Below are 22,434 nucleotides of genomic sequence, written 5' to 3'. Positions count from 1 at the left end.
AAAGTATTTGTATATCACCTTAAATCAAGGCTGTGTTCACTGCCAATTTAAAATCATTGCATCTATATCAATAGATTTCCTCAAAGCCTTCCGGACGGGTCTTAAAGCGACGATGGAACCACATGTATTGGGTCGGGGCAATACGCAGCTGACGTTCAATAATCTGGTTGACCCGGGTCGCATCATCCACTTCATCATCACTTGGCAGATTATCCACAACGGGTTCAATCAGCACGTGATAACGCGGATCCTTTAAATCACCCGTGCGATAAAAATATAAAGGAATGGGTACGGCTTTGGAGATTTTCAGTAAACGGCGATGTGCCGTGACTGTGGCAGCAGGCGTACCGAAAAACGGTGCCATCACGCCCTGCTTTAAACCAAAATCCTGATCCGGACTATACCAGATCGCGTGTCCCTCTTTCAGATTGCGGATCAGGCCACGCATGTCGTCATGGTCAATTTGATGGGCATAAATGGTGGCACGACAGCGGTAAATCAGCATGTCGAGCAGGGGATTGTTCTGCGGACGATAGACCACATCCGGTTCGAAATACTGGGCGCACAGGTAGCCACCGGCATCCAGCAAGGTGGAATGCGTTCCGAGCAATAAAACCCCTTTTCCTGCGGCTTGGGCATTTTGAATATGTTCCAGACCTTCAATCGTGACGCGGCCTTTAAACCATTGCGGACAGTACCAGGCATTCAAGGTTTCAAAGATCCCAGTCATCTGGTCTATAAAAACCTGACGCGCATGTTCCTGTACCTGTTCAGGCGTCCATTCAGGAAAACAGACTTCCAGATTACGGACTGTGGTTTTACGCCGAGATTTCAGCTTGTTGAACGCCAAATTGCCCAGAAAAGTGGCCAGACGGTACTGAATCGCCCAGGGTAAAATCGCCAAAATCATCAGAAATACAATCCCAATCCAGATGCCCCAGTATTGAGGCAGCAGGAAAGACCATTGGAATTCTCCGGGAGTGTAATCTGGCTTTTTACTCATAGTGACCATTTTGAACAAAAGTTTTTTGCAAGTGTAACATGAAGTTATTTTTTAAATAAAAAAGCACCTGTAAAGTCAATTACAGGTGCCCGCATGATGAACCAGATCAATTGCCGTTAACAAGATTTTCCAATTCTTCCCAACGCTCTAATTTTTCCAGTAACAGGTCATCAATTTCAGTCAGGCGGTTGGAAAGTTTCATGGCTTTGTCTGCATCGCTCACAAACAGGGAACCATCGGCAAGTTGAGCGTTAATTTCAGCTTGCTCTTTTTCCAGCGCTTCCATTTCAGCAGGCAGTTGCTCTAAAGCACGCTGATCTTTATAGCTGAGTTTCACTTTCTTTGCTGGAGCAGGTTCTGCCGCTTTGGCTTCTGCTTTGGCCACGGCTTTTTTGACATCACTTTTCTGATCCACCACAGTCTGATCAGGGCGTTGTTGCAAGTAATCCTGATAGCCGCCGATGTATTCATCGATATTGCCTTTACCGTCAAATACCCAGGTCGACGTAACCACATTGTCCATAAAGGCACGGTCATGCGAAATCAGCAACAGGGTACCTTTATAATCGCCGAGCATTTCTTCCAGCAGTTCAAGCGTCACCATATCCAGGTCGTTGGTGGGTTCGTCCATCACAATCAGGTTGGATGGTTTGAGCAACAGTTTGGCGAGCAGAATACGGTTGCGTTCACCACCGGAAAGCGCTTTGACCGGGGTACGCGCACGTTCAGGCGAGAACAGGAAGTCCTGTAAATAGCTATAGATATGACGACGCCCACCGTTGACATCAACAAAGTCCGAACCTTCAGAGACGTTTGCCGCCACGGATTTTTCCAGATCCAGTGCATTACGCAGCTGGTCAAAGTAGGCAACCTCAAGCTGGGTACCGGTTTTCACCGAACCGCCATGTTCAATTTCACCTAAAATGGCTTTAATCAGGGTGGTTTTGCCGACCCCGTTATCACCGACTAAACCAATGCGGTCACCACGTAAGACCAGCGCTGAGAAATCCTTGATAATCGGTTCCTGATTGCCAAATGCCACACGTAAATGCTCAATCTCGAACACCATTTTGCCTGAACGGTTGGCTTCCTGAGTCGCCATGCTGACTTTGCCTTGCTGGAAGCGACGTGCCTTGGATTCTTCACGTAAGGCTTTTAAGGCACGGACACGGCCTTCGTTACGGGTACGGCGTGCTTTAATGCCTTGGCGAATCCAGGCTTCTTCTTCGGCCAGTTTTTTATCAAACAGCGCATTCTGCTTTTCTTCGGCTTCCATTTGCTGCGCTTTTAAGTCGAGATAACGTGAATAGTTACCTTCATAGCTGCGTAAAATGCCGCGATCCAGCTCTACAATACGAGTGGCAATGTTGTCGACAAATGAACGGTCATGCGAAATAAATAACAAGGTCAGGTTATTTTGATCGAGCAGGAATTTTTCCAGCCATTCAATACTTTCAACGTCCAGATGGTTGGTCGGTTCGTCCAGCAGCAACACATCGGGTTGCATCAACAAAGCACGGGCGAGCAGTACACGACGTTTACGACCACCGGATAAATCAGCCAGATCTGCCTCAGGATCTAGCCCCATCTTGCTTAAAATGGAATTGACTTTGGTCTCTAAAGCCCAGCCATCCAGTTGATCCATTTTATGTTGCAAATGACCCATACGGTCGCAGGCTTCCATATCTCCCAGTACACAGGCATCACTGGCTTCATGATATGCTTTTAATACTTCGGCAGCTTCACCTGCACCCTCGGCAACAATATCAGCGACTTTGCCGGAATCCATCGGGACATCCTGAGCCAGCATGGAGATGGTAATGCCATTTTGCAACGAAACTTCACCGCTATCAGGCAGTAAACTTCCTTCGATGAGTTTAAGTAAGGTAGACTTACCTTCACCATTACGGCCAATCAAACAGACCCGTTCACCGCGTTCCAGATTAAAGTTCGCGCCGTCGAGCAGGGACGGTCCGCCAAACGCAAGTTGGACATCCCTTAAAGTAATATAGGCCATACTGTTTCCTGAAATCCCCAATGAGGACTTAAAATGACTAAACAAAAAAATCTTAATGATCAGGCGTCATTTTCCGCACACTTGGAAGATTTGCAAGTCCGAATTACATTTTTAGATGATTTAGTTGAACAACTCAATGAACAGGTGACACGTCAACATATTGAAATTATGGATTTAAAGAAGCAAATGCAGCTGCTTTATCAGCGTGTGGAATCGGCCGATTTATCGGAAGGCATTGCTGCCTTTGATCCGATGTCCAACCGCCCACCGCATTATTGAGCCGGACCCCTCCGTGTATTAAAGCCTTGGTATTAATCAGGGCTTTTTTATTTGAAAAAGAACTTAACTTATCCTTTCCTGCGCCATTGAATAACCTTCTAAACGCAGGGCATTCCGGTTAAGTCATGGCGCAGAATAGAAAACCTCAAGCATAAAATATTTGACCTTTGCCATGGTTCCCGTTCTAATGCACCGCATCTGCCTAGCCGAACTGTCTATTCGAAGATATGAGTCATAAAGTCGTTCTTCTTGATCTTGAAAATAATATGCCGACTGCGCAATTGTTACGTAACATCATTCCGCATTACGCGGCAATTTACCTGTTTAATTGCCAGGGAAAATTTGAATATTCTCTGGAAGATTTAACAGAATTTTCAAGTTGGGTCAGCAGCGGGCAAGTGGTCATTCTGGAAACGGCAGAAGTCGAGCATAAAGAGTTTGAATACGCAGTTGTGGTTGGACAACTGCTTGCGCTGCTAGATGCCGATACCTCTATTGAACTCATATCTGCCATGCCAAGCAGTGAAACGCTGCTAGAAATGCTGCAGTCTTCCAACCTGAACTGTAGCCTGATTCAGGTTCAGGCTGAAGAACCGGCTTTAAATTCAAAATACAAAATTCCCAGTGTCGAGACCATTCTGCAAAAACCTGATTTGCTCTTAGTCAAAAAGTATTGTGATGCTTTGGGGAAAATGAAGGGCAAACCGAATACGCTGGAGAAACTGAAGAACTCGCTGGCAAATATTTTGCAAGTCGAAAATGATCAGCTTCAGCATCTCACTGGCTTATTGATTAATCTGAAAATTGTAAAACGTTTTGACCAGCAAATCAGTTTCCGTAAAAAAGTCATTAAGCAATGGATGCAACTGGACTTTGAGCAGAAAATATCGGTAGAAAAAGCTCAAAATATTTCCGCTGCTTTTGCGGAGTTATCTACTGAATCTTCACGACAAGACGTAGAAGAAGTGCAGGACGGCCAGGCCAAAACATTGCATCAGGCGCAAAAAGAGTTATTTAAAAACTTTTCCAAGATTGATCCGGTGCAGGTGATTGTGGCGCAAAAACTACGCGAATTAAAATCCGATAAACCCAAAGACATTTATGCCTTGCGCGATTTGCTGGAGCAGCTTTTCCCGAAATCGGATGTACGGTTATTGCTTAAAGAATTGATTGAAAAGGGATATATTTACTGGAATGGCAGTGAAGTCCTGTATAGTCATGAGCTGTTCCTGAATTAATTTCATCGCTGTAACTTGCGTTTTATATTCAGCTTATGCAACTCTAATAAAGGAATAAAAAGGTTGTACTATGGAAAATACTGGAATTTGGATTACAGTCTTCATCGTGCTGTTTGTGCTCGGCTCAATTTTTGGGCTACGTGTCAGCCCAAGGGAGAAAGCATTAGGCCTGATGCGTGAAAAGGCGCGCAAGATGGCTTTACATCCGCGTTTAGTGGCTGCTCCCGATTGGACTAAAGTGCCCATGGCAACAGAAAAACGCGCCAGCATGGTGGCCTATTACAGTGTTTTAATTCCAGATGCCCGACTGCCATTGATGCGTGCACGTGTGGAAGATCAGAAGCTCAAAGTTGTGCAGGGCGATGAAAAGTTTAACGATTTTCCCATTGCATTAAAGGGCATTTATGCTATTGATATGCAGGCAAACTGTGTAGGACTCTATTGGGATGAAGAATCAGACCTTCGAGCAACACAGTTAGATGACATCAAAGCTTATTTAACGTCTTTGGCTGAACTTTAATTTATAACTCCATCAAACAGGATTAACGGTTAACTATGGCGAACGCTCCTCGGTCCACATCCAAAAGCACCCCAGCAAAATCACCGAGTGCTGCGAACAAACGTGCGTTAGTGATTGTGGAGTCGCCTGCAAAAGCGAAAACAATCAACAAATATCTGGGTCCAAATTACATCGTAAAATCATCGGTGGGTCATGTTCGTGACTTGCCGACCGGCGGTTCTAAAACGGCAGAAAAAAAACCGGCAACCCGTACCAAATTAACCGATGAACAAAAAGCGGAAAAAGCACAACAGGCTTTGGTCAACCGTATGGGGGTTGATCCTGAGCATGGCTGGAAAGCGCACTATGAAGTGCTTCCAGGCAAAGAAAATGTCGTGGCGGAACTGAAAAAACTGGCATCGCAAGTCGATGAAGTCTACCTCGCAACGGATTTGGACCGTGAAGGGGAAGCCATTGCCTGGCATTTAAAAGAAGTCATTGGCGGAGATGATTCACGCTATCAGCGCGTGGTGTTTAACGAAATTACTAAAAATGCCATTCAGGAAGCTTTTAAACAGCCGGCACGCCTGGATATCGATAAGGTCAATGCGCAGCAAGCGCGTCGATTCCTCGACCGTGTTGTGGGCTTCATGATTTCGCCATTACTTTGGGAAAAAATTGCCCGCGGTTTGTCGGCGGGTCGTGTACAGTCGGTTGCGGTCAAACTGGTGGTGGAACGTGAACGTGAAATTCGTGCCTTCATTCCTGAAGAATACTGGCAGGTTTTTGCAGACACCAAATCCCAAAAAGATGATATCCGTCTTGAAGCGGTGAAGCAGGGCGGTAAAACCCTCAAGCTGCACAATAAGGCTGAAACCGATGCCTTATTGAATCTGATTAAAGATGCTGAATATAAAGTTGCCAGTCGTGAAGATAAACCGACCAAGGTCAACCCAAGCGCACCATATATCACCTCAACCCTGCAACAGGCTGCAAGCACACGTTTAGGTTTTTCTGTAAAGAAAACCATGATGCTGGCGCAGCGTCTGTATGAAGCAGGTTTTATCACCTACATGCGTACCGACTCCACTTTCCTGAGCGATGATGCGGTCAATATGGTGCGTGGTCATATTGAATCTGAGTTTGGTGCAAAATATCTGCCTGCCAAGCCAAACCGTTATGGCAACAAGGCGGGTGCACAAGAAGCCCATGAAGCCATTCGCCCTTCAAATGTGGCGTTGAAAGGCGACAGCCTTGCAGGCGTAGAACGTGATGCACAGCGTTTATATGACCTGATCTGGCGCCAGTTTGTTGCCTGTCAGATGACTCCGGCAGAATATCTGTCTTCGACCATTTTAGTCGATGCCAACGGTGTGGAACTGAAAGCCAAAGGCCGTACTCTGGTCTTTGATGGTTTCACCAAAGTGCGCGGACAAAACAAGTCGGATGATGATGTGTTATTGCCTGCCGTGAAAGTCGGTGAAATACTGAAACTAGAAAAACTGGATCCATCACAGCACTTTACCAAACCACCTGCTCGTTTCACTGAAGCCTCACTGGTAAAAGAATTAGAGAAAAAAGGTATTGGCCGTCCTTCGACTTATGCAGCCATTATTTCTACCATTCAGGATCGTGGCTATGTGAAGCTGGATAATCGTCGTCTTTTTGCCGAAAAGATGGGCGAAATTGTGACCGATCGTCTGGATGAAAGTTTCAATAACCTGATGAACTATGACTTTACCGCAGATCTTGAAGGTCAGCTGGATAAAGTGGCCGATGGTCAGCGGAACTGGAAAGAGTTGCTGGATAATTTCTACGGCGACTTTAAGAAACGTCTCACTACTGCTCAAGGTGAACATGGCATGCGCCGTAACCTGCCTGTGGAAGTGGAAGCGGTACATTGCCCTGAATGTTCGCGTCCAATGCAGATTCGTACTGGAACCACAGGCGTATTTTTAGGCTGTTCAGGCTATAACCTGCCGCCTAAAGAGCGTTGTAAAGGCACGCTGAATTTAACCCCGGTTGAATCTCTGGCTGCGCTCTCGGATGATGATGCAGCAGAAACGGCTGACTTGATGTCGAAAAAACGCTGTCCGATTTGTGGTACAGCCATGGACAGCTATGTAATTGATGGCGGCCGTAAACTGCATATCTGCGGGAACAATCCGGACTGTGCCGGTTTTGAACTGGAAGAAGGCGAGTTCAAGATCAAGGGGTATGATGGTCCAACCATTCCATGTGATAAATGTCATGGCGAGATGCAGCTCAAGACCGGTCGTTTTGGTCCTTATTTTGCCTGCACCAGCTGTGACAATACCCGTAAAGTGTTAAAGAATGGTCAGCCTGCACCTCCGCGTGTAGATCCAATTAAAATGGAACACCTGCGTTCGACCAAGTATGATGATTTCTTTGTCCTTCGTGATGGTGCGGCAGGTTTATTCCTGGCGGCCAGCAAATTCCCGAAAGTGCGTGAAACCCGCGCACCGAAAGTGGCTGAACTCCGTACCGTGGCCGAGCAGCTGGATCCAAAATACCAGTTTATTTTGCAAGCACCGGATGTCGACCCTGAAGGCAACCCAACCTTGGTGAAATTCAGTCGTAAGAATCAGGCGCAATATATTGGTTCGGAAACGCCTGAAGGCAAGCAAACCAAATGGTCATTGGTTTTCAATGATGGAAAATGGGTTGAAGCTTAAGTTTTAAGAAATGCAAAAAATGCTGACGGAAGTCGGCATTTTTTATGCTAATAGCACGACGGAACTTTATCGTGAATAAATTAAATTGGAGAAGCTCATCTGTGACTTTGGCTTTGCCTAAATGAGAAGTAAAGCTTCGCAAGAAAGGCATTGTCATCCACATAACTCGCCAGTTACCGTTAGCTTTTTCATTCTTAGCAGGAATATTCTATATTTTATAAAGGTTTGTCTTGGACAGTTACGGATGATTTCTTGTGTATCCAATGTTTGGATGGATTGTTAAAATTTGATTGCTTAATAACGAGAAAAATTAATGTGGAAAAATATTCGCATACTGTGTTTACTCATCATTCTGTTGATTGTTGCAGTTAATGCCTACCGTGACCAGAACCAGGACTGGTCCAAACCCATTATTGTCATGCTGCATCCTGTCAATGCAGATGGGCGAGCTGCGACTCAACATTACATTCAATCGCTGAATTTGTCTGAACTGAATGGAGCACAAGCATATCTCCAGCAGATGTCGGCACAGTATCGCGGACAGCCAATTGCCATTTACTTTCAGTTGGGTCGTGAACTGAAACGATTGCCCCCGAAAGTACCCCCACAGGCAACCATGCTGGATAATATTTTATGGAGTCTGAAATTCCGTTTTTATGCATGGAAACAGCATGAACGTGCTGACGGTTCACCCAGTGTGACCCTGTATTTAAATTATTATGATCCCGAAAAAATTAAAGAGTTGAAACATTCCACTGCCTTGCAAAAAGGCCGGATTGCTTCGGTGAATTTATTTGCGTCGAAAAAGCAGGCTGAACAAAACAAGATTGTACTGGTGCATGAGTTGCTCCATGCTTTTGGTGCAAGTGACAAATATGATTTAACGACGGGTCAGCCCATTTATCCACTGGGTTATGCCTATCCAAAGCAGCAGCCTTTATTTCCGCAAGTCAAGGCCGAGCTGATGGCGGGATATATCCCGGTTTCGGAACAAAAAAGCAAAATGCCGGATTCATTGAAGCAGACTTTAATTAATGAAATGACCGCAATTGAATTGGGCTGGAAAAAATAATCCTTGGGGATAACGATGCTTTTATCCACAGCTGAACGCGGGGCTGTGGATTAAAATGCAGAGAAATAACAGACTTTTGACCGAAAATCAGCTAAAACTACAGGTATTCCTAAACAAAAGACTTGAGAAAAAACATGAGAACAGTAGGAAATGATTTGGTTCGACATCAGCTGCATGAAAATCGAAAGTGGTATTTAGGTCTGGGCATTGTGCTGACCCTGTTTGGTCTGGTATTGCTTGCTTCGCTGCCTTTTGCCACGCTTTCTGTGGTGTTCCTGTTCGGCATACTGATGATGATTGGCGGTATTCTGCACTTTGTTGCAGCTTTTAAAATTTTTGAAGGGGGCACTCGCTGGTTATGGGCATTGTTTGGCGTACTGTATCTGGTCGCCGGTTATTATGCTTTTAGCACACCGGTAAAAACCGCGGTTGTGCTGACCAATCTGCTGGCCCTTGTATTGATTGTGGCAGGTATCATCCGTATTTTTAGTGCCATTATTTTTAAAGTCTATCAAGGCTGGGGCTGGATCTTATTTTCCGGCTTGCTGACCCTGATTACAGGCATCATTATTTTAATCTCACCGGATGCATCCTTCTGGGTATTGGGACTGTTTCTTGCTATAGATATTTTGTTCCAGGGAATTAATTATCTGACCTTGGCGTCTTATATCAAACATGAAGTACCGCAAAGTTCGGCAGATGTTTAACAGTGAACTGGGAGAAAAGGGCGCATAGAGCGCTCTTTTTTATTGTATAAAGATTTATTGCTTTTACTTTTTCAAGATTATGTCTAAAACCTTTGTTCTTTCCCCAGATTCCTTTAAAGAAAGTGTGACTGCCGAGCAGGCCTGTCAGGCCATGCAGCGTGGCATTCGGAAAGTATATCCAGACGCAGTCTGTATCTCGGTGCCCATGGCAGATGGGGGTGAAGGTACCGTGGATGCCCTGATTGCTGCACAAGGTGGACAAAAGGTTGATTGTGAAGTCAGTGGTCCTTTAGCAGAGCACAAAATAAAAACCTATTTCGGTCTGGTGAACCAAGGTAAAACGGCGGTCATTGAAATGGCCAAAGCCAATGGCATTCATCTATTAGACAAATCACAGCGTAATCCTTTATTTACCAGCACTTTGGGTACTGGGGAGATGATTAAAACTGCACTGGACTTAGGCGTGTCTAAAATCATGATCGGTTTGGGCGGCAGCGTGACCAATGATGGCGGTGCCGGTATGGCACAGGCCTTGGGTGCGAAATTTCTCGATGCTGCAGGCTGCGATGTTGCTGTAGGCGGTAGTCAGCTTGACCAGATCCAAAAGATTGATCTTTCAGGCTTGGATGCAAGATTAACACAGGTTGAAGTCCTGATTGCTTCTGATGTGAATAATCCCTTATGTGGTGCAAATGGCGCATCATATATTTTTGGCCCGCAGAAAGGCGCTACCCCTGAAATGGTGAGGTTATTGGATCAGAACCTTGCACATTTTGCCGATGTGGTTGAAGCAGAATTAAGCATCAGTAAACAAAATATTGCGGGAGCAGGTGCGGCAGGTGGTCTGGGTTTTGGTCTGATGGCTTTTGCCCATGCTTCCATTCAATCCGGCGTTGAACTGGTGATTGAAGAAACTCATCTGGCTGAAAAAATTGCCCAAGCCGATTATGTGTTGACGGGTGAAGGCAAAATTGATTTTCAAACCAAATTTGGCAAAACACCGTTTGGGGTGGCGCAGGTCGCGAAGCGACTGAATAAGCCTGTGATTGCTTTTGCGGGTGTAGTTGGTGAGGGTATTGAGGAATTATATGACTTGGGTTTTAGTCAAATTATCGGGATTAATCCCCCTCATATTGATTTAGAAGCTGCGATGAAAAATGCTGAAAGGCATTTGGAAGATACAGTAGTTACAGTGTTAAACAAACTTGAAAAGTGATCATGCTAAATTCTAAAAGCGGAGAGCATCACAGCCCCGAAAGGATGTGAATAGGTAAATACTAATGCGTAGGCAAATTTTACTTTTCAGGGATGAAAAGTAACAAAAATTCTGTGTTGAACTGATTCAACATCCCTGTTTCACAGTTCAACAGGCGACATCCATGTCGCCTTTCTGGATGGCAGAATATAGGGATAGATTCAATTTTTAAGTAGATCAATCTCAGATTTATGGTCAGCTCTGGTAAACTATTCGTCTATTGAACACGATGAGACACCATGAGTTTAGCCACCCTGATTAATGAATTAAACCCGCAACAAAAACAGGCTGCCACCACCGAGGCAAAGCATAGTCTGGTACTTGCAGGGGCAGGCTGTGGCAAAACAAAAACCATTGTGGCTCGTGCAGCTTACTTGATTGATCAAGGTGTGCCGGCCAATCAAATCCAGATTCTGACCTTTACCCGCCGTGCAGCAAGTGAAATTGTGGCGCGGGTCGAATTGGCGCTGGGCGAACAGGCCAAAGGCTTGCGTGCTTCCACCTTTCATACCTTTTGCATGTATCTGCTGCGCCGAATTCCCAAAGCTTTTGGTCTGGAACAGTTTTCGATTATCGACCGGGATGATCAGCTGATGATGTTCCGTTTAATTCGCGGCAAGGATGATAAAAAAAATCCCAATGCCCTGCCCAAGCCGCAGCAGCTCTGTGACCTGTATTCCTTTGCCCGCAATACCCGGCAAAAACTGAGTATTGCCCTGGAAAAACAGCTGCCTGAATTTCTGGAATATAAAGATCAAATCGCGGACATTATGAAAGAATACGAAACACGAAAACGTGCCCGCAGCTTTCTGGATTATGACGATATGTTGGCGGTAGTGGCTTCCGCACTGGCGCAGTCGGAAGGGCTTACTGATTATGTGGCCTCGATTTGCCAGCACATGTTGGTGGATGAAATGCAGGATACCAATCCACTGCAATGGGCTTTGCTGGAACCTTTAAAGGATAAAGTCAGCCTGTTCTGTGTCGGGGATGATGCCCAGTCCATTTACGGTTTTCGTGGTGCGGACTTTGAAAATATTCATCATTTTAAAGAACGCGTACCGGATGCACAGATTTTTAAACTGGAACAGAATTACCGTTCTACCCAGCAAATTCTAGACTTGTCTAACTGGCTGCTGGGTCAAAGCTCAATCAAATATGACAAGCGTCTGGATGCACATCGTGGCGAGGGGATTAAACCCAAACTGCATATCTTCCCGAACGAGTTTGATGAAGCCAAATGGATTGCCATTGATATCAAAGAGCGGCATTTTCTGGAAGGCACACCGTGGCATGACCATATGGTGCTGGTGCGTTCCAGTTTTGCGGCACGCCACATCGAAGCGGCCTTTATTCAGGCCAATGTGCCTTACCGTTTTATCGGCGGTATGAAATTGCTGGAAACTGCGCATGTCAAAGACCTGCTCAGTTTATTGCGGGTGATTGCCAATCCGCTGGATGATATTGCCTGGATGCGTTTCCTGACCTTATGGAATGGCGTGGGAGATGTCGGGGCCAGCAAGCTGGCGCAGCAATTATTGCAACAGCCAGATCAGGATCTGATTTTCGAGAAACTGGAAAAATTCGGACGAATTCCCGAAAAAACGCTGCTGATCATGAAGCAGATGTCGGTATTAAAAGATCAGGTGCAGGCTTGTGTGACTTTGGGCATTGAAGCACTGCTGGAGCAGCTTGAGGAAAACTACGCCAAGAAAGACTGGTCGAAACGCCTGGGCGATTTTGACCTGGTCAAGCAGCTGGCCACCAAGCATGATCAGCTGAGTGAGTTTCTGGAAGAATATGTGCTCGATCCGGTCTCGATTTCTGAAATTGAACGCCAGTCTGAAGATGATGTGGTGACATTGATTACCATCCATTCTGCCAAAGGGACAGAACAGAAAATTTGCTATGTCGCGAATGTGTCTGCGGGACAGTATCCGCATGCACGTGCGCAGGGTAATTTTGACGAAGTGGAAGAAGAGCGTCGGGTGCTCTATGTGGCTTTAACCCGGGCCAAAAATGAACTGATTTTAACCAAGCAAAATCTGAATCTCTGGGCGCGCGATCAGGTCGATGAACAGGGACGAAAAATTGAAAGTTATTTCCTGAATGATCTGACTCGTAACCTCTGCACGACCGAGACCCATTACAAGCCGCGTCAGCAAACCGTAAAAAGTGCCTTGATTGAGCGGCAAGCGATTAATTTAGATTTTGGTATCGATCTCGATTAAACTATCTCAATAGTGAAGTGCAAAAAGTAAGTAGGCGAGTGCTTTTTGGTTTTTTTAGCCTATTTAAAGGTCATCAGATGAAAATTTTAGTTCGTAATTTAGAACGTACAGTGACAGAAGCTGAATTGCTGGAATTGTTTAAGCAATATGGCACGGTAGATTCATGCACTTTGGTTTTAGATGCTGCAACAGGTAAATCAAAAGGCTTTGCTTTTGTGGAAATGCCACATGGCCGTGAAGCGGTGAAAGCGATTAAAGGCTTAAATACTTTGCGTTTGCATGGACAAGGGATTCGTGTGAAACAGGCAGAAGACAAGCCAGCAGCAAACTAAAGATTAAAAGGAGCAGGGCTCCTTTTTTTATGGACAAAATAACCAGGCTTTAATCAGGTTGAATTGGTCTATTGAATCCCCATCTCTTGATCTGGAAGGATGTAAATTATTCTGGTTGAAATCTTCCTCAATCATTGAAGTGACAGCAGATCTCTCACTTATTGAAATTAATCTTCCACAATTTTTATTGTCATTTTTCTGAAAGACCGTTTAATCTTAACAGTGTAATCACGCCAAAACTTAGGAAATCACCATGTCTCGTGTTGCTCGCTTTCATGCCGATCGTACCAATCAAAAACTGTATTTTGCACGTCTTGCATGTCAACAAGCGGAACAGACCGATCACATTCAGCAGGCTCAGGCACATCGTGAAGCGGCTGTATTTCATTTGCATGGTGCAGTATTGGCATTTTTGCAAGAGTTGGTGCGTTACTACCGTTTAAATGACTTTGCTCCGACCCTGAAATCCATTGAAGAACATATGGCAGAAAAAGGGCAGATCTCGCCTGAAGTGACTGTAATGCAGCAGTTAGCGAAACAGGGCTTTATTGCCGAGCTAAAACGTGCCTACCGTATGTGTCAATATGCACCAGAACCAAGTGCGCCAGAACCTGAAGATGAAACCTCTTCCAACCTGATTATTAAAGTAACTCAAACCCCTCAAGCCTGGTTGCCGGATACCAAAATCCTGCGTGAATGGCATCGTGACCTGACCCAGTTAATTGACGGTTTTCGCAATGAAATGGTTGAATTTTAAACTTTACGACCAGTGCTCTTGAAGTTTCTGTCATTGACCTTATATAAATAGTCTAAGTAATGCAAAGTGCAACAGCCCTTTGCCACCATGTTGAACATGGAGGATATATGTCTATAGAACATTTGAAAGAATTATTTGGTAGTCAAGAAGCGATTTTAGAACTTGTTCAACTTGAAGGTGGTGAGTTGGCATTGCGAAATGCAGGCTCTGAAAAAGAACCGCTGGTCAAGATTCAGTTTAATGATCAGGTCAAAGCGTTACTTGGTGATCAAACGCCGGTGATTGCCCAGCACATGATGCAGGCGGCTCTGTTTGCCATGATGGAAAAGCAGGTCAATGAATGGCAGGCTGAAATCGTGGATGAACAGCCAAAGTATATGAGCTAAGCTTATTTGAACCTAAAAAAGCGCACTGAAGTGCGCTTTTTTTATGCAATAAAGATTAGTGTGTCGGTGCCTGATGATGCGCAATCTGGATCTGGTTTAAAATATGATTGGTCATGTTGATGGCCATTTCTTCTTTGGCAAAATAAACCTGACCGATATTTTCACGGCGAATCACTTCAGCTTCTTCCTTGCTTTCGGCACAGACGAGAACCTGGATCTGTGGATTCAATGTTTTGGCAATATCGACAATTTTATGAATATCCAGAATATCCATCGGAGACAGCACCAGCAGGCGGGCATGCTGGATATGGGCCTGAATGAGTACCCCAGCTTCGGTTGCACGTCCCGATACCGCTGCAATGCCTTTGTCACGCAAACTTTCAACGATCTCGCGGTTTTCTTCGGCAATCACTACCTTGATATCCTGCTTCATTAAGGCTTTGGTAATGCGACGACCGACTTCACCATGGCCGACAATCACCACCTGATCACGCAAATATTCTTGTGAAACTTCATCTGGCAACATGGACAGCGGGTCACCGCTACGTTCAAGCAAGCGGGCCAAATGCGAGCGTTCACGAATCCAGTTCTGTACCGGTTCAATGGCAGAGAACACAAATGAATTTAGCGTAATCGAGATAAGTGCGCCGGCCAAAATCAGGTTTTGTCCTTCTAAAGACAAGAGATGTAGTGAAACGCCTAAGGTCGCCAAAATAAAAGAAAACTCGCCAATTTGTGCAAGGCTGGCACCCACGGTTAAAGCGGTGTTAATTGGATAACGGAAGAACAGTACCAGTGCCATTGCTGCGATGGTTTTCCCCACCATAATAATCGCCACCACGGCCAGGACATGCCAAGGCTGCTGCACTAAGATCATGGGATCAAACAGCATGCCCACCGAGACAAAGAATAAAATGGAAAAAATTTCGCGTAGCGGGAGCGTTTCTTCCTCTGCACGGTGGCTGAAATCAGATTCTTTAACCACCATTCCGGCGAAAAATGCGCCAAGTGCCATCGACACGCCAAAAACCTTATAAGCACCAAAGGCAATCGAAACCGCAGCGGCCACTACGGTCAAGGTAAACAGTTCACGCGATCCCAGACGGGCAACGATCTGCATAATCCAGGGAACCAGACGTTTACCTACAATGAGCATAAAGGCAATAAAGCCGGCTACTTTCAGCAGGGTAATGGCTAAGGTCATCCAGATATTGGCATTCGGGTCTGAGCCGGAAATTGCTGTTCCACCCAGTAAAACAGCAGTGGCAGGAAGAAGGACCAAAACCAGCACCATGACCAGATCTTCAACCAATAACCAGCCCACGGCAATCTTGCCATTTACGGAGTTGATCAAGCCTCGGTCACCCAAAGCTTTGAGTAACACCACAGTACTGGCACAGGACAGGCTCAGGCCAAACACCAGGGCCGAGCCAAAGTTCCAGCCCCAGATCATGGAAACCCCTATGCCCAGTAAGGTCGCTACCGCGATTTGCAGTACTGCACCCGGTAACGCAATGCGGCGGACCTGTATCAGGTCGGTTAGGGAAAAGTGCATCCCGACACCAAACATCAGGAACATGACCCCAAGTTCAGCCAGCTGGTTGGCAAGATGAATATCCCCTACGATACCGGGGGTATTTGGGCTAATCACAATACCGGCAACCAAGTAGCCAATCAGAGGGGGGAGACGAATACGCGCAGCAATATAGCCAAAAATGAGTGCCAGTCCAAAGCCAACGGCAAGTAATATAATCAGATCTACATCATGAGGCACTAAAAACTCCTTAAGCTTGAGCCAAAGTTAAGGGTAAAAAAGAATAAGCACAAAAAATGCCAAAAAAAGAATAACAAGAAGTGTAGCAAGTCGAATAAAAAAAATGCAAAAAAAAACGACCCGGAGGGCCGCTTTTTTCAAGAAGTCAAAATTATTTAATTTTAGCTTCTTTGAAGATTACGTGTTGACGGATTTTTGGATCAAATTTTTTGATTTCCATTTTTTCCGGCATAGTACGTTTGTTCTTAGTCGTAGTATAGAAATAACCTGTACCAGCTGAAGAAACTAGGCGAATTTTATCACGCATTGTACTGACTCCTTAGATCTTTTGACCTTGAGCACGAAGATCAGCAACAACCTTTTCAATGCCCAATTTGTCGATAATACGCATACCCTTAGTGGTTAAACGAAGACGTACGAAACGTTTTTCGCTTTCTAACCAGAAACGGTGGTGATGCAGGTTCGGCTCGAACCGGCGTTTGGTTTTGTTATTGGCGTGCGAGACATTGTTTCCAACGACTGGACGCTTGCCGGTAACTTGGCAAACCTTAGACATGGTGAACTCCATTGCTAGACAGCACCGATTGTGCGGCTAGTCATTAAAAGTAAACGGATGAAATCATTCAAGGGGCGTTTTATACCAAAAATACGCTTAAAAGACAAGCGAATTTAAGAAAAACGCGGCATGATCATGTGTAATAGATCATGCCTTGATCAGTTATCGAAGAAGGGTCTTGGAAATCAGTTTGTGAATCGGCTTGTTAAACGGTGGGAGAATGAATTTTAAGCTATACAGCTTTGGATTAGACATCACTGACCGTTCATGCGACAAACTGAAGAAACCTTCTGGACCATGATATTTGCCCATACCTGAAGCACCGACTCCACCAAAAGGTAAGTCATCCTGTGCCACATGGGTCAATACCATATTCTGCCCGAAATGCCCTGAATGAGTATGCTGTGCGACATAGTCGGCACGCGCCTGATCAAAGTCGAAATAGTATAATGCAAGTGGACGAGGACGGCTATTAATAAAGTCAATTACATCGTCAATTTGATCATATTCCAGGATAGGAAGGATCGGACCGAAAATTTCCTCTTTCATAATCCTCATTTCCGTGGTGACACCGGTCACGATGGTTGGCGCAATTTTACGAACTTTGATTAAATCTTCATGTGCCGGATTTAATTCAATAATTTTAGCACCTTGGGTACGAGCATCTTCCAGATAGCCCTGCAGGCGGTTGTATTGTTTGTCATTAATAATCGAGGTGTAATCCTGATTGTACTCAATACTCGGATACATCTCTTCTACACAGGCTTTAAAATGTTCAATAAATTCGGCCGTTTTACCTTTAGGCAGGAACATATAGTCCGGTGCCACACAGGTTTGACCTGAATTCCAGAGTTTACCTGCAGCCAGACGCTGTGCCACATCTTGCAAATCAATAGAAGGATGAACCAGTACCGGTGATTTTCCCCCCAGCTCCAAAATTACCGGCACCAGGTTTTCTGCGGCTGCCGCCATCACGGTTTTACCAATTTCGGTTGAACCTGTAAAAACAATTTTATCAAAGGCTAAATGGCTAAAAGCATCGGAAACGGGTCCACCGCCATTAATCACGGCCACCAGTTCGGTCGGAAACGCTTCGCCTAGGGCTTTTTCCAAGGCACGGCCAAAATGGCTGGAGGCACTGGAGATTTTGATCATGGCATGGTTGCCGGCTGCAATTGCACAGATCAGCGGACCCACCGACAATAATAAAGGATAGTTCCACGGGGCAATAATCCCGATCACGCCCAAGGGCTGACATTGCACCCAGGCTTTTGCCGGCTGATGGATAATTCCAACATGGCGTTTCGATGGTTTCATCCAACCGGTCAAATGCTTGCTATAATATTTAATCTGTTCAAGACAGGTGAGCAGTTCGCCGATTTTGGTTTCACCCACAGAACGGTTACCATAGTCTTGATTAATTGCCTCGGCAAATTGATCTTGATATTTAACTAAGATACGCTTGAGACGCGCTAAACGGTCAATACGTTCTTTTGCCGATGGAAAAGAATGACGTAGATAAGCGTGCTTTTGCTGTTCTAGCACGTCGTATAAGTGCTGAATATTAAACGAATGTGGTGTCATTGAAGTTGTTTTTGTTTGACTGTTCATGACCTGCTACCATTAAATAAAAAGCGATTAATTTAATTTTTAGAGTAAAAGCTCTAAATAGTCAAGTTACTTTATGTGTTAGCTCGCTAACCTATTGAATGAATGGTTACTTTAGGATGTCTCACTCCAAAACGGTGAAAACCAAAGAACGTATTTTACAGCTCAGCTTACAGTTATTTAATGAGCGCGGTGAGCGTTCTGTAACAACCAATCATATTGCAGCTGAACTGAATATGAGTCCAGGTAATTTGTATTACCACTTTCGCAATAAGAACGAAATCATCAAAGAGTTGATGGAGCAGTATCAAGGCGAAACTCTGGAGATGCTGGCATTGCCTGATGATCGTCCGCTTGATGCTAACGATAAAATTCGTTATTTTCAGGTGCTGAGCAGCCAGCTTTGGGCGTATCGCTTTTTGCATCGTGATGTTTATCATCTTGTTGAAAATAATGAAGATTTTCGAAAAATGTATCCGCGTTTTGCCGGACAGGTGATGCAGCAGGGGCAAAAAATCTATAAAGCTTTCGTGAATGCAGGCTTAATGGAAATGACAGATTCAGAAATTGAAGCCCTGATTATTAACTTGTGGATTGTTTTGACCAACTGGACTAACTTCCTGTATATGTCGGGTCATATTACCGATTCGAACCATCTGGAAGAAAAATGGGTCTGGCAGGCATTGCGCCAGATGGTTTTCCTGGAAGGGGCTTACCTGCGTGGTGAAAGCCGTCAAACCTATGAACATTTACTTGAAACGCTCGGCCCTTCAGAGCTTTTTGAAAGTTTATCGTCCAGTAAAAAACACGATGCGGGCTAGCCTATTTAGAAAGCCTGAAAAAAGCGTTAGAATACTCGGCTTGTTTTTCAATTTAACTGATTAGTGATATTAACCAACATGAATATGTCCACTGCTAACACAGCACGTTTACTGATTACTTGTGCAGATAAACCAGGTATCGTGCAGGCTGTTTCGAGCTTTTTGTATCATCAGGGAGCAAATATTACCGCACTTGATCAATACGCGACTGAAGCTCAGGGCGGGCGCTATTTCATGCGTGTTGAATTTGAACTGGACAACTTGCAAAGCCGTAAAGAAAGTTTAACCCAGACGTTTGCCAGCAATGTGGCAGAACGCTATGACATGCACTGGCGTCTGGCACTGGTCAGTGATGTGAAAAAAGTCGGGATTCTGGTTTCTAAAGTGGATCATGCATTGCTTGAGCTGTTATGGCGTCATGCGCGTGGCGGCTTACCGTGTGAAATTACCAAAGTGGTTTCCAACCATGAAACTTTGCGTGAAGCCGTAGAAAACTTCGGCATTCCATTTGAAGTGGTACCGGTGAATAAAGAAAATAAACGTGAAGCCTATGCCAAAATTGATGAAATCATGCAGGGCAACGATTTACTGATCCTCGCGCGTTATATGCAGATTCTGGACGAAGAATTCGTGCAAAAGTGGGAAATGAAAATCATCAACATCCATCATTCCTTCCTGCCAGCCTTTGTCGGTGCAAACCCGTATCAACAGGCGTATGACAAAGGGGTGAAACTGATTGGTGCAACAGCGCATTATGTAACTGCTGACCTCGATCAGGGACCGATTATTGAACAGGATGTGGAACGTGTGAATCATGATTTCACCGTTGAGCAGTTGCGTGAACTCGGACAAGATGTGGAACGAAATGTTTTGGCCCGTGCAGTGAAATGGCATCTGGAAGACCGTATTATTGTGGATGGTAACAAAACGGTTGTTTTTCAATAAGTATTGCCATTTATACCGATTAAAAAGGCATGTTTCAGGCATGCCTTTTTCGTTTTTGATTCAAAAAACTCATCAAAACGGGCATTTTAATAGTTGCAAATGAAAACACTTCTCATTTATTATTGGCGTGCTTTAATTGTACTAACCGATGAGCCTGATTGCTAAAATCTTTATAGATCTACAATCGCTTAAATTAGGTAACTGATTTTAATGAGTCAATCTTCCGCTCTAAATATGCAAACTCCCAATCCAATGAAAAAGAAAGTGATCACTGCCTTGCTTGCGGTGGTGGTGGGTCACATGGGTGTGTTGTGGGCGGTAGGGCAAATGAAAGCCCCAGAACTCAAACCGATTGAAAAAGAACCGTTAAAGGTACGTTTTGTAAAAATTCAAGAACCACCAAAACCGTTACCACCGAAGCCTAAAGCGGAACCCAAAAAAGAACCACCAAAACCGAAAGAAGTGAAACAGGTTGAAATTGTAAAAAAACAGCTTCCACCCCCACCGAAAAAGGTAGAAAAGGTTCAACAAGTTAAAAAAGCAGAAACACCGAAACCCGTGATCAAACCGGTGGAAGCACCACCTAAACCGACAGTAACGACCACGATTTCTGAAACCAAAGTCGTGAAACCCGCACCGGTGACTCCACCCCCTGCACCACCAGCTCCGGTAGCGCCTCCTGCGCCGCCATCACCAAAAAATGTTTCGATTGGTGGTTCAGGAGTACAATGGAGCCGTTCGCCAAAGCCATCCTATAGCAACAGCGACTTGGAAGGCCAAACGCGTACTGCCATGGTGTATATTGAAGCGAATGAAAAAGGGGTAATTACTTCAGTACGTATGGTCCGTTCCACCGGTGTTCCTGCTTTAGATGAAAAGATTTTACGCTCAGTGCGTAGTTCCAAATTCAAACCGTACAAAGAAAATGGCGTGGCTTATCCAATCAAGGCTAACCTACCATTGGAATTGACAGTGAATCCACGCGGCTAACATTTATTAGGAGTTCGAGTATGAACTTTTCAGTTTATTGGCAACATGCAGATGCAGTGAGTAAAACCCTGTATTTCGTGTTATTGGCAATGTCGATTGCGACATGGACCATCTTCGTTTTACGTATAATGGGGACTCGCCAACTGAAGCAACAAGCTTATGCTCAACTCTCTCAAGCGTTAAGCAAGTTAAAGGCAAAATTTGCGCCTTTAAATTTTGAACAGCGTAAAGCTGTTGCAGAACAGGCTTTGTTGCGTCAAATCTCAGCTGAAAAAGCCAATGCTGAAAAAGGTGTTGCAGTGTTGGGTACCATTGCTTCACTGGCACCGTTTGTAGGTTTGTTTGGTACGGTCTGGGGTATTTTTCACGCGCTGGTTGCGGTCGGTAAAAGTGGTCAGGCAGGTCTGGCACAAGTAGCAACACCAGTGGGTGAAGCCCTGATTATGACCGGTCTGGGTTTAGCTGTCGCGATTCCTGCAGTACTGGCTTATAACATTTGTACCCGTGTGAACCGTGGTTTGGCACATGAGTTACAAGATCAGGCACACAGTCTGTTGATTGACACCATGTTGCAACAGGACAGTACAGCTCAGGTAGCGACTCAAGCAACAACAAACAATCTGGTTGGAGGTCAAGCTTAATGGGCTTTCAATTGGGTGAAGACAACGATGTAGGTATGAATGAGATGAATCTCATTCCACTGATCGATATTATGTTGGTATTGATGATCATCTTCCTGGTGACAGCAACCGTTGCTAATCCATCAATTCCATTAACCTTACCTAAAACCACGGCAGATATTATGGATTTGCCACCTAAAAACGTCACCATCAGTATTAATGCAGGTGGGGAGGTTGCCTGGAATGGCAAGGTGCTCACGCTTGATGAGTTACAGACGAAATTTAACGAAGCTGGTCAAGAAGAACGCCAACCAACCATTGTACTGAAAGCAGATAAAGAATCACGTTATGATACTGTTGCTCAAGTGATGTCTCGTGCGAGCGAAGCCGGGCTCAGCGATATTGCTTTTGCAACCGATAACTAATCTGATCCTTTAAAAAAGCGACCTTAATGGTCGCTTTTTTTATGTCTTAGATTAGCATTTGAAGTGCAACACCATGTTGTTGCCATAATACCTGACTCGGACTTTTAAAGCCGAGTCTTTTTCTTGGGCGATGATTCAAACGTTGAGTGATTTCTGCAATATATTCATCTGTATAGGCATTTAAATTACTGCCTTTTTTAATATATTGCCTGATTAAGCCATT

The 22,434-nt window shown here is 44.8% G+C and carries 22 protein-coding genes and 1 pseudogene; 16 read left to right on the top strand and 7 right to left on the bottom strand.

The annotated features are described in order from the left end of the window. Nucleotides 1–67: 67 nt before the first annotated feature. Complete coding sequence (locus tag E0H88_RS01610) at nucleotides 68–1,003, bottom strand: LpxL/LpxP family acyltransferase (protein ID WP_131272859.1); 936 nt, start codon at nucleotides 1,001–1,003, stop codon at nucleotides 68–70. Between the two features lie 106 nt (nucleotides 1,004–1,109). Next, the gene (locus E0H88_RS01605) at nucleotides 1,110–3,020 is read right to left on the bottom strand and encodes an ATP-binding cassette domain-containing protein (RefSeq protein ID WP_131272858.1); all 1,911 of its coding nucleotides are present in this window, start codon (nucleotides 3,018–3,020) and stop codon (nucleotides 1,110–1,112) included. Between the two features lie 33 nt (nucleotides 3,021–3,053). On the opposite strand from E0H88_RS01605, the gene E0H88_RS01600 reads away from it, so the two are divergent. The 11 genes from E0H88_RS01600 (at nucleotide 3,054) to E0H88_RS01550 (ending at nucleotide 14,472) form a co-directional block, all read left to right on the top strand. Further along, nucleotides 3,054–3,299 (top strand): SlyX family protein, encoded by a 246-nt coding sequence (locus E0H88_RS01600; protein WP_086195322.1) that lies wholly within the window; start codon nucleotides 3,054–3,056, stop codon nucleotides 3,297–3,299. A gap of 227 nt (nucleotides 3,300–3,526) precedes the next feature. Further along, on the top strand, nucleotides 3,527–4,537 hold the full coding sequence (locus tag E0H88_RS01595) for a hypothetical protein (RefSeq protein ID WP_131272857.1): 1,011 nt from the start codon (nucleotides 3,527–3,529) through the stop codon (nucleotides 4,535–4,537). Nucleotides 4,538–4,607: 70 nt separating this feature from the next. Next, nucleotides 4,608–5,057, top strand: a complete 450-nt coding sequence (locus E0H88_RS01590) for an ammonium transporter (protein WP_131272856.1) — start codon at nucleotides 4,608–4,610, stop codon at nucleotides 5,055–5,057. A gap of 35 nt (nucleotides 5,058–5,092) precedes the next feature. Further along, a complete protein-coding gene (topA, locus tag E0H88_RS01585) occupies nucleotides 5,093–7,732 on the top strand; it encodes a type I DNA topoisomerase (RefSeq protein WP_092819058.1) in 2,640 nt (879 codons plus the stop codon). A gap of 313 nt (nucleotides 7,733–8,045) precedes the next feature. Further along, entirely contained in the window at nucleotides 8,046–8,804 is a 759-nt protein-coding gene (locus E0H88_RS01580) for a hypothetical protein (protein WP_131272855.1), read from the top strand. 134 nt (nucleotides 8,805–8,938) lie between these two features. Next, nucleotides 8,939–9,511, top strand: coding sequence for an HdeD family acid-resistance protein (locus E0H88_RS01575; RefSeq protein WP_131272854.1), 573 nt, complete (start codon nucleotides 8,939–8,941; stop codon nucleotides 9,509–9,511). A gap of 79 nt (nucleotides 9,512–9,590) precedes the next feature. Next, nucleotides 9,591–10,727, top strand: a complete 1,137-nt coding sequence (locus E0H88_RS01570) for a glycerate kinase family protein (RefSeq protein ID WP_131272853.1) — start codon at nucleotides 9,591–9,593, stop codon at nucleotides 10,725–10,727. Nucleotides 10,728–11,005: 278 nt separating this feature from the next. Continuing rightward, nucleotides 11,006–12,997 (top strand): ATP-dependent helicase, encoded by a 1,992-nt coding sequence (locus E0H88_RS01565; protein ID WP_131272852.1) that lies wholly within the window; start codon nucleotides 11,006–11,008, stop codon nucleotides 12,995–12,997. A gap of 77 nt (nucleotides 12,998–13,074) precedes the next feature. Beyond that, on the top strand, nucleotides 13,075–13,329 hold the full coding sequence (locus tag E0H88_RS01560; protein ID WP_092819240.1) for an RNA recognition motif domain-containing protein: 255 nt from the start codon (nucleotides 13,075–13,077) through the stop codon (nucleotides 13,327–13,329). 253 nt (nucleotides 13,330–13,582) lie between these two features. Then, nucleotides 13,583–14,086: a DUF6586 family protein gene (locus E0H88_RS01555; RefSeq protein WP_086195331.1), complete on the top strand. Its 504-nt coding sequence runs from the start codon at nucleotides 13,583–13,585 to the stop codon at nucleotides 14,084–14,086. A 107-nt stretch (nucleotides 14,087–14,193) separates the two neighbouring features. Further along, the gene (locus tag E0H88_RS01550; RefSeq protein ID WP_092819051.1) at nucleotides 14,194–14,472 is read left to right on the top strand and encodes a hypothetical protein; all 279 of its coding nucleotides are present in this window, start codon (nucleotides 14,194–14,196) and stop codon (nucleotides 14,470–14,472) included. Nucleotides 14,473–14,527: 55 nt separating this feature from the next. Here the strand turns inward: E0H88_RS01550 and E0H88_RS01545 are convergent, their stop codons facing one another. The 4 genes from E0H88_RS01545 to E0H88_RS01530 form a co-directional block, all read right to left on the bottom strand. Continuing rightward, nucleotides 14,528–16,246: a cation:proton antiporter gene (locus E0H88_RS01545; RefSeq protein WP_131272851.1), complete on the bottom strand. Its 1,719-nt coding sequence runs from the start codon at nucleotides 16,244–16,246 to the stop codon at nucleotides 14,528–14,530. Nucleotides 16,247–16,397: 151 nt separating this feature from the next. Further along, complete coding sequence (rpmG, locus tag E0H88_RS01540) at nucleotides 16,398–16,553, bottom strand: 50S ribosomal protein L33 (protein ID WP_001205031.1); 156 nt, start codon at nucleotides 16,551–16,553, stop codon at nucleotides 16,398–16,400. 12 nt (nucleotides 16,554–16,565) lie between these two features. Further along, entirely contained in the window at nucleotides 16,566–16,802 is a 237-nt protein-coding gene (gene rpmB, locus E0H88_RS01535; protein WP_000048256.1) for a 50S ribosomal protein L28, read from the bottom strand. A gap of 162 nt (nucleotides 16,803–16,964) precedes the next feature. Continuing rightward, the gene (locus tag E0H88_RS01530; protein WP_131272850.1) at nucleotides 16,965–18,413 is read right to left on the bottom strand and encodes a coniferyl aldehyde dehydrogenase; all 1,449 of its coding nucleotides are present in this window, start codon (nucleotides 18,411–18,413) and stop codon (nucleotides 16,965–16,967) included. Between the two features lie 116 nt (nucleotides 18,414–18,529). On the opposite strand from E0H88_RS01530, the gene E0H88_RS01525 reads away from it, so the two are divergent. From E0H88_RS01525 to E0H88_RS01505, 5 genes are all read left to right on the top strand, one after another. Then, the gene (locus E0H88_RS01525; protein ID WP_086195336.1) at nucleotides 18,530–19,231 is read left to right on the top strand and encodes a TetR/AcrR family transcriptional regulator; all 702 of its coding nucleotides are present in this window, start codon (nucleotides 18,530–18,532) and stop codon (nucleotides 19,229–19,231) included. Between the two features lie 78 nt (nucleotides 19,232–19,309). Beyond that, nucleotides 19,310–20,176: a formyltetrahydrofolate deformylase gene (purU, locus tag E0H88_RS01520; RefSeq protein WP_131272849.1), complete on the top strand. Its 867-nt coding sequence runs from the start codon at nucleotides 19,310–19,312 to the stop codon at nucleotides 20,174–20,176. A gap of 210 nt (nucleotides 20,177–20,386) precedes the next feature. After that, nucleotides 20,387–21,166 (top strand): energy transducer TonB, encoded by a 780-nt coding sequence (locus E0H88_RS01515; protein WP_131272848.1) that lies wholly within the window; start codon nucleotides 20,387–20,389, stop codon nucleotides 21,164–21,166. Nucleotides 21,167–21,186: 20 nt separating this feature from the next. After that, entirely contained in the window at nucleotides 21,187–21,807 is a 621-nt protein-coding gene (locus E0H88_RS01510; RefSeq protein WP_131272847.1) for a MotA/TolQ/ExbB proton channel family protein, read from the top strand. Next, a complete protein-coding gene (locus tag E0H88_RS01505; RefSeq protein ID WP_092819045.1) occupies nucleotides 21,807–22,211 on the top strand; it encodes an ExbD/TolR family protein in 405 nt (134 codons plus the stop codon). Before E0H88_RS01510 ends, E0H88_RS01505 begins: the two co-directional genes overlap by 1 nt. Nucleotides 22,212–22,257: 46 nt before the next feature. Here E0H88_RS01505 and E0H88_RS16300 read toward each other — a convergent pair. Continuing rightward, nucleotides 22,258–22,434: pseudogene (locus E0H88_RS16300) on the bottom strand (IS30 family transposase); the annotation flags it as partial.

The organism is Acinetobacter sp. ANC 4216 (assembly GCF_004331195.1).
Taxonomy (GTDB): Bacteria; Pseudomonadota; Gammaproteobacteria; order Pseudomonadales; family Moraxellaceae; genus Acinetobacter; species Acinetobacter kookii.
Note: the sequence above shows the minus strand (reverse complement) of the source record. Positions and strands in the feature narration are given on the sequence as shown.

Excerpts from the sequence above, each read along its gene's own strand:
- E0H88_RS01505 (WP_092819045.1), top strand. The coding sequence starts at position 21,807 with ATGGGCTTTCAATTGGGTGAAGACAACGATGTAGGTATGAATGAGATG.
- E0H88_RS01600 (WP_086195322.1), top strand. The coding sequence starts at position 3,054 with ATGACTAAACAAAAAAATCTTAATGATCAGGCGTCATTTTCCGCACAC.
- topA (WP_092819058.1), top strand. The coding sequence starts at position 5,093 with ATGGCGAACGCTCCTCGGTCCACATCCAAAAGCACCCCAGCAAAATCA.
- E0H88_RS01580 (WP_131272855.1), top strand. The coding sequence starts at position 8,046 with ATGTGGAAAAATATTCGCATACTGTGTTTACTCATCATTCTGTTGATT.
- E0H88_RS01555 (WP_086195331.1), top strand. The coding sequence starts at position 13,583 with ATGTCTCGTGTTGCTCGCTTTCATGCCGATCGTACCAATCAAAAACTG.
- E0H88_RS01560 (WP_092819240.1), top strand. The coding sequence starts at position 13,075 with ATGAAAATTTTAGTTCGTAATTTAGAACGTACAGTGACAGAAGCTGAA.
- E0H88_RS01590 (WP_131272856.1), top strand. The coding sequence starts at position 4,608 with ATGGAAAATACTGGAATTTGGATTACAGTCTTCATCGTGCTGTTTGTG.
- E0H88_RS01530 (WP_131272850.1), bottom strand. The coding sequence starts at position 18,413 with ATGAACAGTCAAACAAAAACAACTTCAATGACACCACATTCGTTTAAT.
- rpmG (WP_001205031.1), bottom strand. The coding sequence starts at position 16,553 with ATGCGTGATAAAATTCGCCTAGTTTCTTCAGCTGGTACAGGTTATTTC.
- purU (WP_131272849.1), top strand. The coding sequence starts at position 19,310 with ATGAATATGTCCACTGCTAACACAGCACGTTTACTGATTACTTGTGCA.
- E0H88_RS01515 (WP_131272848.1), top strand. The coding sequence starts at position 20,387 with ATGAGTCAATCTTCCGCTCTAAATATGCAAACTCCCAATCCAATGAAA.
- E0H88_RS01525 (WP_086195336.1), top strand. The coding sequence starts at position 18,530 with ATGTCTCACTCCAAAACGGTGAAAACCAAAGAACGTATTTTACAGCTC.
- E0H88_RS01565 (WP_131272852.1), top strand. The coding sequence starts at position 11,006 with ATGAGTTTAGCCACCCTGATTAATGAATTAAACCCGCAACAAAAACAG.
- rpmB (WP_000048256.1), bottom strand. The coding sequence starts at position 16,802 with ATGTCTAAGGTTTGCCAAGTTACCGGCAAGCGTCCAGTCGTTGGAAAC.
- E0H88_RS01605 (WP_131272858.1), bottom strand. The coding sequence starts at position 3,020 with ATGGCCTATATTACTTTAAGGGATGTCCAACTTGCGTTTGGCGGACCG.
- E0H88_RS01510 (WP_131272847.1), top strand. The coding sequence starts at position 21,187 with ATGAACTTTTCAGTTTATTGGCAACATGCAGATGCAGTGAGTAAAACC.
- E0H88_RS01595 (WP_131272857.1), top strand. The coding sequence starts at position 3,527 with ATGAGTCATAAAGTCGTTCTTCTTGATCTTGAAAATAATATGCCGACT.
- E0H88_RS01570 (WP_131272853.1), top strand. The coding sequence starts at position 9,591 with ATGTCTAAAACCTTTGTTCTTTCCCCAGATTCCTTTAAAGAAAGTGTG.
- E0H88_RS01550 (WP_092819051.1), top strand. The coding sequence starts at position 14,194 with ATGTCTATAGAACATTTGAAAGAATTATTTGGTAGTCAAGAAGCGATT.
- E0H88_RS01575 (WP_131272854.1), top strand. The coding sequence starts at position 8,939 with ATGAGAACAGTAGGAAATGATTTGGTTCGACATCAGCTGCATGAAAAT.
- E0H88_RS01610 (WP_131272859.1), bottom strand. The coding sequence starts at position 1,003 with ATGAGTAAAAAGCCAGATTACACTCCCGGAGAATTCCAATGGTCTTTC.